The organism is Streptococcus intestinihominis (genome assembly GCF_046824975.1).
Lineage (GTDB): Bacteria > Bacillota > Bacilli > Lactobacillales > Streptococcaceae > Streptococcus.
Map to the genome: position 1 here is coordinate 37,827 of NZ_JBKQBL010000003.1, position 10,002 is coordinate 47,828.

12 protein-coding genes are annotated in these 10,002 nt (G+C 43.5%); all 12 read right to left on the minus strand.

The annotated features are described in order from the left end of the window. Nucleotides 1-190: 190 nt before the first annotated feature. Complete coding sequence (gene phoU / locus ACLOR3_RS05250; protein ID WP_023022840.1) at nt 191-844, minus strand: phosphate signaling complex protein PhoU; 654 nt, start codon at nt 842-844, stop codon at nt 191-193. 12 nt (nt 845-856) lie between these two features. Then, entirely contained in the window at nt 857-1,615 is a 759-nt protein-coding gene (gene pstB / locus ACLOR3_RS05255) for a phosphate ABC transporter ATP-binding protein PstB (protein WP_129822185.1), read from the minus strand. Between the two features lie 29 nt (nt 1,616-1,644). Beyond that, nucleotides 1,645-2,448 (minus strand): phosphate ABC transporter ATP-binding protein PstB, encoded by an 804-nt coding sequence (pstB, locus tag ACLOR3_RS05260; RefSeq protein WP_023026660.1) that lies wholly within the window; start codon nt 2,446-2,448, stop codon nt 1,645-1,647. Between the two features lie 11 nt (nt 2,449-2,459). Next, the gene (gene pstA / locus ACLOR3_RS05265; protein WP_023022836.1) at nt 2,460-3,344 is read right to left on the minus strand and encodes a phosphate ABC transporter permease PstA; all 885 of its coding nucleotides are present in this window, start codon (nt 3,342-3,344) and stop codon (nt 2,460-2,462) included. Then, nucleotides 3,334-4,245: a phosphate ABC transporter permease subunit PstC gene (pstC, locus tag ACLOR3_RS05270; protein ID WP_023022834.1), complete on the minus strand. Its 912-nt coding sequence runs from the start codon at nt 4,243-4,245 to the stop codon at nt 3,334-3,336. The genes pstA and pstC overlap by 11 nt, the downstream gene beginning before the upstream one ends. Nucleotides 4,246-4,262: 17 nt before the next feature. After that, nucleotides 4,263-5,129, minus strand: a complete 867-nt coding sequence (locus ACLOR3_RS05275; protein ID WP_023022832.1) for a phosphate ABC transporter substrate-binding protein PstS family protein — start codon at nt 5,127-5,129, stop codon at nt 4,263-4,265. Between the two features lie 130 nt (nt 5,130-5,259). After that, the gene (locus tag ACLOR3_RS05280; protein WP_411400442.1) at nt 5,260-6,564 is read right to left on the minus strand and encodes an RsmF rRNA methyltransferase first C-terminal domain-containing protein; all 1,305 of its coding nucleotides are present in this window, start codon (nt 6,562-6,564) and stop codon (nt 5,260-5,262) included. Next, nucleotides 6,561-7,334: an inositol monophosphatase family protein gene (locus ACLOR3_RS05285; protein WP_023022828.1), complete on the minus strand. Its 774-nt coding sequence runs from the start codon at nt 7,332-7,334 to the stop codon at nt 6,561-6,563. Before ACLOR3_RS05285 ends, ACLOR3_RS05280 begins: the two co-directional genes overlap by 4 nt. Continuing rightward, nucleotides 7,324-7,602, minus strand: a complete 279-nt coding sequence (locus ACLOR3_RS05290; protein ID WP_411400443.1) for a UPF0223 family protein — start codon at nt 7,600-7,602, stop codon at nt 7,324-7,326. Before ACLOR3_RS05290 ends, ACLOR3_RS05285 begins: the two co-directional genes overlap by 11 nt. A 1-nt stretch (nt 7,603) precedes the next feature. Further along, nucleotides 7,604-8,005 carry a Spx/MgsR family RNA polymerase-binding regulatory protein gene (locus tag ACLOR3_RS05295; protein WP_040803090.1) on the minus strand — a complete coding sequence of 134 codons (402 nt, stop codon included), beginning with the start codon at nt 8,003-8,005 and terminating at the stop codon, nt 7,604-7,606. Between the two features lie 127 nt (nt 8,006-8,132). Further along, nucleotides 8,133-9,050, minus strand: coding sequence for a bifunctional riboflavin kinase/FAD synthetase (locus tag ACLOR3_RS05300; protein ID WP_411400444.1), 918 nt, complete (start codon nt 9,048-9,050; stop codon nt 8,133-8,135). A gap of 4 nt (nt 9,051-9,054) precedes the next feature. Then, on the minus strand, nt 9,055-9,951 hold the full coding sequence (gene truB, locus ACLOR3_RS05305; RefSeq protein WP_023022821.1) for a tRNA pseudouridine(55) synthase TruB: 897 nt from the start codon (nt 9,949-9,951) through the stop codon (nt 9,055-9,057). Between the last annotated feature and the right edge of the window lie 51 nt (nt 9,952-10,002).

Sequence of the window (10,002 nt, forward strand, 5' to 3'; positions counted from 1 at the left end):
TAAGAATAGATCATAGTGCTCAGGTACAAATGTATCAATAAAATGTGCAACTGCTTGCATGAGTATCTCCTTCTTCATTTATTCTCATCTTCTATTCTAACATAAATCCTATGGTCTGTAAGGTAAGAGGAGGCAAAACCAGATCTCTAAGAAAATAAAGTCTGAGATGATGACCTCAGACTTTATTTTCTTATAATTCCACAATTTTTCCTGTTTCGAAGTAGACAACCCATTCACAGATGTTTTTTGCATAATCTCCGATGCGTTCCAAGAAGTTGATCACTTGGAAATAATCCCGTCCGGTAACGATGGACTCTGGATTCTTCCGAATTTCTTCTGTTGCTAATTCTTGAATGCTATCAAAGTAATGGTTGATCACTTCGTCTCGGCTAGCTACTTCATAGGCCAAATCTACATCACCTTTGAGGTAAACATCCAGTGTCGCTTCAACAAAGTCTTTAACTTCACGTCCCATCTTGCTGATCTCTTCTTCAACAGATTGGATGCGGACTTCCCCCTTCATTCGAATAGTTGCTTTCGCGATTGAAACCGCATGGTCACCCATCCGCTCTAAGTCAGAGACTGCTTTTAAGACCGTCATGACCACGCGAAGGTCTTGCGAAACTGGCTGTTGAAGGGCGATAATCTCAAAAGATTTGCGCTCCAATTTCACTTCGTATTCATTGATATCCGCATCATCTTCGATAACCTGGCGGGCCAATTCACGGTCATGTGTGACGAAAGCACGAACCGTACGATTGATTTGGGTCAACACTTCATTTCCCATTGCATAAAATTGGTTATGCAATTTTTCTAAATCTTCTTCAAATTGAACTCGTAACATTTTATTTTCTTCCTATCCAAATTTACCAGAGACATAGTCTTCTGTTTCTTTCTTAGCTGGGTTCAAGAACATTTCATTGGTATCATTGTACTCAATCAAATCGCCATCCAAGAAAAAGGCTGTTTTATCGGAAATCCGACTCGCTTGCTGCATGGATCGAGTCACCAAGAGCATGGTGTAACGGTCTTTTAGTCCATACAGGGTTTCTTCAATCTTACCAGCTGAAATCGGGTCCAGCGCTGAAGTTGGTTCATCCAAAAGAATAATCTTTGGACTGGTCGCAAGGACCCGCGCTACACAAACCCGCTGCTGCTGACCACCAGAAAGTCCGATAGCAGAATCATGCAGGCGATCCTTGACCTCATCCCAGATGGAAGCACGTTTCAGTGAGGTTTCAACCGCTTCATCCAAAACAGCCTTGTCCTTGACACCATTAATCATCAAGCCATAGGTCACATTATCATAAATGGACATTGGAAAGGGATTGGGCTGTTGGAAGACCATTCCGATTTCCTTACGAAGCTCCACTGTATCAGTCCGGGGACTATAGATATTGTGACCGTTGTAGATGACGGTTCCTGTCGTCGTCACCTCATGGTTCAAATCGCCCATCCGATTGATGGCTTTAAGCAAGGTAGATTTCCCTGATCCTGAAGGACCAATCAAGGCTGTAATCTCCTTTGGAGCAAAATCCAAAGAAACACTATTTAAAGCCTTCTTTTTATTGTAATAAACCGACAAGTCCTTGACTTGCAAAATTGGTTCTGTCATTCTATTTTCCTTTTTGTTGTCATATTCCTTTATCCAAAGTGACCCGATACATAATCGTTGGTCGATTGCAATTTCGCATTTTGGAAAATATTCGAAGTCTTATCGTACTCGATGAGGTTTCCAAGGTAGAAGAAACCGGTATAATCACTAGCACGCGCTGCTTGTTGCATACTGTGTGTCACGATGACAATCGTGTAATCCTTCTTCAACTCCAGCATGGTTTCTTCTAATTGCGCTGTTGCGATCGGGTCTAAGGCTGAGGCTGGCTCATCCATGAGCAAAATCTCTGGTTTAACGGAGATGGCACGGGCAATACAAAGGCGTTGCTGTTGACCTCCTGAGAGCGTCAAAGCAGACTTGTGCAAGTCATCCTTGACCTGATCCCAGAGGGCTGCTTGCTTCAAGGATTTTTCTACGATTTCATCCAAGACCTTCTTGTCTTTGACTCCTGCCCGTTCGTGAGGGAAGGTAATATTGCGGTAGATAGACTTCGCAAATGGATTTGGTCGTTGGAAGACCATCCCGATATGCTTTCTCATTTCATAGACATTGATATCTGGTCGGTTGACATCAATCCCTTCGTACCAGATCTCACCAGTCACACGCGCAATATCAATGGTATCGTTCATTCGGTTCAAACTTCTAAGATAGGTGGACTTCCCTGATCCAGAAGGACCAATCAAGGCTGTAATCTTATTCTTTTCAAACTGCATGTCGACGCCTTTGATGGACTCGTTATTTCCATAATAGACATGCAAATCTTTGGTAGATAGGACCACCTTTTCTTCAGGAAAAGTAATGATGTGTCTCTCATCCCAATTGTATTTTGACATTTCTTCTCCTTTTATGCTGAGGTTAATTTCTTATGGAGGTAAGTACCGAGCTTACGTGCTCCAAAGTTGAATATCAAAATGAAGATCAACAAAACTGCTGCAGAACCAGCGGATACTTCAATAGCATCTGGAATGGTTCCTTCACTATTGACCTTCCAAATATGGACCGCTAGTGTTTCTGCTTGACGGAAAATAGAAATCGGACTGGTTACACTGAAGAGGTTCCAGTTACTCCAATCCAAGGCTGGGGCAGACTGACCGGCTGTATAAATCAAGGCTGCTGCTTCCCCGAAAATCCGTCCAGAAGCCAGTACGACACCCGTAATAATACTTGGCAAGGCTTCTGGTACCACTACGTGAATCACGGTTTCCCAACGAGAGATTCCAAGAGCAAGCCCAGCTTCTCTTTGTGTATGGTGGACGTTTTGCAAACTATCTTCAATGTTCCGTGTCATCTGTGGCAAGTTAAAGACTGTCAAGGCCAAGGCACCAGAAATAATCGAGAAGCCATATTGGAACTGCACTACAAAGACCAAATAGCCAAAGAGACCAACTACAACTGATGGTAGGGAAGACAAGATTTCAATACAGGTCCGAACCAAATTGGTCAATGGGCCCTTCTTGGCATACTCTGACAAGTAGATCCCTGCCCCCAAAGAAAGTGGGAAGGAAATAATCAAGGTAATGACTAAGAGGAAGAAGGAATTATAAAGCTGAATCCCAATCCCTCCACCTGCTTGGTAAGAAGAGGATTTGCTGGTCAAGAAAGTCCAAGACACATGCGGCAACCCTCTAAGTAAGATATAGAGAATCAAAGAAGCAAGAATAGTGACAATAATTCCAGCAATAGCATAGAGAACCCCTGTCGCTATCTTATCTATTTTTTTAGCGTGCATAGTTCTTCTTACCTCTTTCTTTCGTGATCAATTTGATAACGCTGTTGAATGCCAAACTCATCAGCAAGAGCACCAAAGCAAGTGACCAGAGAACGTTGTTGTTAACTGTTCCCATAACAGTATTTCCAATACCCATGGTCAAAATGGAGGTCAAGGTGGAAGCTGGAGTTGTTAAAGATGTTGGAACAACTGCTGAGTTTCCGACTACCATCTGAATAGCCAAGGCTTCCCCGAAGGCACGCGCCATCCCAAAGACAACTGCCGTAAAAATACCCGAGCGAGCTGCCTTTAAGGTGACATGCCAGATGGTTTGCCAGCGAGTCGCTCCCATAGCCATACTCGCTTCCCGGTAGTGACGAGGGACTGCCCGTAAGCTGTCTGTTGTCATAAAGGTCACTGTTGGGAGAATCATGACAAAGAGGACAAAGACCCCTGACAAGATCCCAAATCCTGTCCCACCAAAGATGGAACGAACAAATGGAACCACTACTTGCAAACCAATAAATCCATATACAACGGAAGGAATCCCTACCAACAATTCAATGGCTGGTTGTAAGAGACGAGATCCCTTAGGAGATACTTCTGTCATAAAGACTGCTGCACCAATGGCAAAAGGTGTCGCCACCAAAGCAGACAAAAGGGTTACAATGAAGGAACCCAAGATCATTGGCAAAGCCCCAAATTCTTTCCCTGACGGATTCCAAGTGGATCCGAAAAGGAAACTAAAGACATTGACCTTGTTGACAAAGAAGGTCGATAATCCCTTTTGGGCTACAAAAATCAAAATCAAAGCTACAACAAAGACAATTAAACTCATACAACAGAAGGTAATGGTTTTACCAAATTTTTCCAAACGAGAATTATTGGACTTTGCGAGCATTTTTTTTGCTACTTCGTTCATTTTTTACCTAATTCTTCTTATTTCTTCGTAATGTTACCGTCAAGATCACGGCTGACTTTCATATCATTGATTGGGATATAGCCCATCTTACCAACGATTTCCTGCTGGACCTCATCTGTCATCATATAATCCAAGAATTTCTTGGCCAATTTACTTGGCTCTCCCTTGGTATACATGTGTTCGTAGGACCAAATTGGCCAGTTATTATTCACCACGTTTTCCTTAGTTGGTTCATAGCCATTTAACTTCATAGTTTTGACACTATCATCCACGTAGGTAAAAGCCAAATAAGAAATGGCACCTGGAGTCTGGGAAACAATGTTCTTCACCATTCCATTGGAATCCTGTTCCTGAGCCTGTTTAGGATCTTTCCCATTCATGATGATGTCATCGAATACGGCACGGCTACCGGATCCTACTGCCCGGTTCACAATGGTAATTTCGAGATCCTCACCCCCCAATTGCTTCCAGTTGGTATATTCACCAGTAAAAATCTTACGCAATTGTTCAGTTGTCAAATCGTCTACGGAAATAGTCTTATTGGCAATGATGGCTGTTCCTGCTACTGCCACTTGATGGTCTACCAAGCTAGAAGCATCGATTCCATCTTTTTCCTCCGCAAAGAGGTCACTATTTCCAATATCCACAGCTCCCGATTGGACCTGAGAAAGACCTGTACCAGATCCGCCTCCTTGGACATTAACAATCTTACCGGGATGTTCTTCCACATAACGATCTACCACCCCTTCAACGAGCGGTTGTAGGGCTGTCGATCCAACAGCTGTAATCGCTTCTCCACGGTCAATCCAAGATGCACAGGCAGATAGAGAAGCTGCAAGTGCTACTGTTGCTAGCCCAAGGACTAGCTTTTTGCATTTATTCAATGTAAGTCTCCTTGAATCAAAATCAAATATCGTTTAAATGTTATCTCTAAACACTTGGTCATCTTCTAGTATTCTAGCAAGAATCACTCTATTTCCACTATAACATAGAAAGACCGCATTTCCTAATAATTTATCTAAATCTCAAGCCTTTTGGAAAGAAATTTTTTAACGTTCGTCCCGTTACTTTTGCAAAGCCCAAACCATTGCCTCCAGCCAGGACCTGATACCATCCATTTGCGTAATCTTGCTCCAACTGAATGGTCTCTCCAGCCACGTACTTACTAAAGTCTGGATCCGACAAGCTGACTGATTTTTTCACTTGATCTGGTTTCAGAGCTAGGCCCAGAGCAAAGCTAGGTTCAAAGCGATTTTTCTTAAAGGTGCCAAGGTGCAAGCCATTGCGAGCAATCTTGACCTTTTTCAAATCAGGAAGTCCAGATGGTAAGAAATAAAGCTGATCTCCAAAACATTGGTAGAGACCCTCCAAGTCGATGGCTAAGCGGTCCTTGGCAAAAGCTTGCCACAACTTCTTCTGCTCAGCCGTTAGATTGGAACGTCCTTCCTTGAACTTCTTAACTTCAGGCTCTCCGTGATAAAGGAATTTAGCAACAAATTGCCCTTCACCCTTGAAATGATGAGGATACATACGGGCCGTTTCAGGATGTCCGATCCCTTCTACCATACCATTAATTTTTTCAATCGGTAGCAATTCTAGCTCATATTCTTCTAAAAGCCAAGAGACAATCTCTTCGTTCTCTTCCGGAGCCCAGGTACAAGTCGAATAAACTAGCTGCCCCCCTGGTGCCAGCATCTTGATAGCATCTGTTAAGATTTCTCTTTGAAGACTTGCGCATTGAGCTGGATAATCTGGATTCCAGTAGTCCATGGCATCTGGCTGCTTCCGGAACATTCCTTCACCAGAGCATGGTGCATCCAAAACAATCAGATCGAAAAAGGCTGGGAAAACCTTTGCCAAACGTTCGGCTGATTCATTGGTCACCACGACGTTACGAGCACCAAAGCGTTCAACATTCTCGACCAGAATCTTGGAGCGTCCCTTGTGAATTTCATTAGAAATAAGGAGGCCTTGATTGCCTAAATAAGAGAGCAAGTGAGTCGTCTTTCCACCAGGGGCTGCCGCAAGATCCAAGACCTTCATACCCGGACTGGGATGCGCTACTTGAGCCACCATTTGGGCAGCGGGTTCTTGCGAGTAGACCAAACCTGTGACATGGGCAATGGATTTCCCCGATACCTTACCATAGTAACTCCAAGGCATGCCTGGAATGGGCTCATCGCCTCTGATTTGCACTGCCTTTAATTGATTGGTTCGATAGGCAGAAACGGCTGGTTCATCAAAAGTTTGAAAGAAGGCTTCAGCCTCTTCTCCAAGTAATTGGGTATACTTTTCTTTAAATCCTTGAGGAAAGGTCATGCGTTTTTTCCTTTCGTCAAAAAAGGTTGAATTTCATCTAGTTTACAAGTCGGCACCATCATAATGGGCTCCAAGGTCTCATAGTTGGGTTCTTTCCCTTCCAAGGTCAGGACCGAGTAACCTAGACACTCGCCCATAATGGCAGCAGCAGCATAATCCCAAGGCCAGATGTAGCTAAAGTAGCCTAAAATACCACCAGATAGAATCTTGGTAAAGCTGATACCAGCGCTCCCATAGACTCGAATCCCCAAGCACTCTGCTCCCAGATCCGCCATGCCCCAAGCGTTGGATTTGAGCATGCCAACATTGGAAGCCACTAATAAGTCCCCAAGAGGCCGATTTTGAAATGGTTTCAGTTCTTTGTCATTGCAAAAGACTCCAAAATCCTTTCCACCAAAAAAGAGATGGTCGCGCATGACATCATAGATCAAGCCAAACTGGCCAATCCCTTCTTCAAAATAGGCAACCATTACAGCAAAATCTTCTTTTTGGGTCACAAAATTATTGGTCCCATCAATGGGATCAATCACCCAGACCTTGCCGGAGTGAATAGGCGCACGAAGCTCATCTTCTTCAGCGAAAATTTGGTCTTCTGGATAAGCTTCTAATATCTTATGGACTAAGGTTGCTTGCACTTTCTGATCCATCTGCGTCACCAAATCCGTCGGATTTGTTTTGACAGTAATCGCTAGCTGGTCATGTAAGTGTTCTCTTAGATAGCTTCCTGCTTCTTTGACAATGGTCTTAGCAAATTCTAATTTATTGATCAATCGAAAACCATCCTTCCCCTTTTTCTTTCGCAACTTTGGTTGCGCGGTAAAGTGAGTAGCCACTGACCTCTTCAAATTCCTTGCCCAGACGCTTTTCTTCGCCAATACTTGGGACAACTTTCTTAAAGGTCTTATAGGCTTCTAGGTAGATGCGGGCATCTGCCTTTTGTTCATAGGCTTGTTCAACCTGATTAAAAAAAGAAAGCACCGAAGCAAGCTCTTCAGTGCTCCACGATAAATCGAGTGGGTAACTATAATTCTTATTCATATTAATGGATCTCCGCTCTTAATGTAGCAGATCTTAACTCTTCCTTACGATATCCTCGAGGAAGAAATGCGCGGATTTCGTCCTCATTGAAACCAATTTGCATCCGTTTCTTGTCTAGAATAATTGGGCGACGCAAAAGACTAGGATTTTCCTCAATGAGCTTAATCAAAGCAGAAATCGATAAATCCTCTACATCAACATTTAACTTCTGAAAAATTTTAGAACGAGTTGAAATAATATCGTCTGTACCGTTCTCAGTTAGAGCTAAAATATTACGCAACTCCTCAGTTGTTAGAGGACTCGTCATAATATTGTGTTCCTTAAAAGGAACCTCATGTTTTTCTAACCAAGCCCGGGCCTTCCGACAGGATGTACAACTCGGAGACAAAAATAATGTAATCATGTTCTTCTCTTCTTTTTTTGGACACACTTAGCTAACTCTATTATACAAAATTATTCGGTGCTTGCATAGTGATTTTATAATTTAGACAAAGAAAATTCTCCCCTTAAGGGAGAATTTCTAATAAAAATTATCTAGTCCGTTGACGAGCTATGATCTCATCCTGACGCAGTTGCTCCACAAGCGCTTCTACACTGTCAAATTTGACCATTTCTCGAATCTTGTCTAACCAAAAAATCCGAATCGTATGTCCATAAATATCTTTTGAAAAATCAAAGATATTGGCTTCAAAGCGAAGTTCCGTCCCATCAAAGGTCGAGTTTTTTCCTACAGAGGCCATCCCCCGGTGACGTTGCCCTAGCACTTCTACTTCGACCACATAAACACCATCTTGAGGAAGATGGGTCCGATCGATAGGGGCAAGATTGGCTGTTGGAAAACCAATGGTTCGACCTCTTGCATCCCCATGAACGACAATACCACGACTGGATAAGGGATAGCCTAAAAGACTGGCTGCTTCTTTGACCTGGCCTGATGAAATAGCCTGCCGAATACGGGTCGAGCTGATTTTTTCTCCCTGGTCTAGGACAGGGGGAACCACTATGACTTGGCCTTTAAAATAGGTTTCCAAATCACTAGCTACTTTCTTATCGCTACCAAAGCTATAATCAAATCCTGCCACTAAGACACGCGCTTGAAGACTTGTTAGATAGGTGGCAACGAATTCCTCAGCCGTATGAGCCGCAAAATCACTGGTAAAATCAATGAGATAAAGATCATCGACTCCAAGTTCTTCCATTCGTTTAAAGCGTTCCTCTGGATTTTGAAGGTGGAGGAGTAATTCTGGTTGGTAACGGGCAAAGGCCAATTTTGGAGATTCTGGAAAGGTCAAGACAGCTACTCGAAGTCCTTGCTCATCCGCAATGGCACGAGCTGTCCGAAAGAGCTCCTGATGCCCTCTGTGAAGACCGTCAAAATAGCCCAAGACAAGAACTGTATCTGCTTGAGCTTTTATTTCTTTTTCACTAGTTACATAACAAATGTTCATGAATTTATTGTAACACACTTTCTGTCAGAAAAACCTTGCGAGGTTTGTAAAGTTCTTCTCTTTTTTCTAAAATGGCCACTAATTTTCCTTGGTAAAAAGCAGCCAATTCTTTGGAGTCACTCTCAACCGGAATAAAGCGTCCCACTTGGACTTCGCCGACCTCTTCGACTGTCAGCTCCACTTTTTCCAAATCTCCGGTTCCAATTTCAAGTGGATGAAGGAAGCTCAAATCTCCTTGAGCAACTTTTTCAGCAAGTTCTTCCAAGGTTAGGGCATTTTCTAAGGACAAGCCAGCAGCACTGGTACGTGTCAGATGGGACATGTGGGCCGCATAGCCCAGTTTCTGCCCTAAATCCACAGACAAGGTTCGGATATAGGTCCCCTTGCTGCATTTAACCCGGAAGCGAAAGCGGGCTAGTCCTTCTTCATAACGAATTTCGCTTGTGCGCGTGAATTCATAAATGTTCACCTGCCGAACTGGACGTTCCACTTCTTCTCCTGCACGCGCATACTCATAGAGCTTACGCCCATTGACCTTGACCGCTGAATACATGGGTGGTACCTGTTCGATTTCTCCTACCATCTGGGCAATCATGCGGTCTACCTCTTCTGCATCCAAGGGGTCTTGCACAGGGGTCCGATCGACAACTTCTCCGCTGGCATCCTCCGTCGTGGTAGAAAACCCCAAAGTGATTTCTCCCTCATAGATTTTGCCTTCATCCTGCATAAATTCAACCATTCGGGTCGCCTTTCCTACGGCAATCGGAAGAACCCCCACCACATCCGGATCCAGAGTTCCCCCATGGCCGATTTTCTTGGTTCCTAAGATTTTTCGCAGTTTAAAGACCACATCATGTGAAGTCATTCCCGCTTCTTTTTTTACATTAATAATTCCGTCCATTTGAATTACTCTTTCTAACTCATGTGTGACCATGACGGTCACCGACCCTTT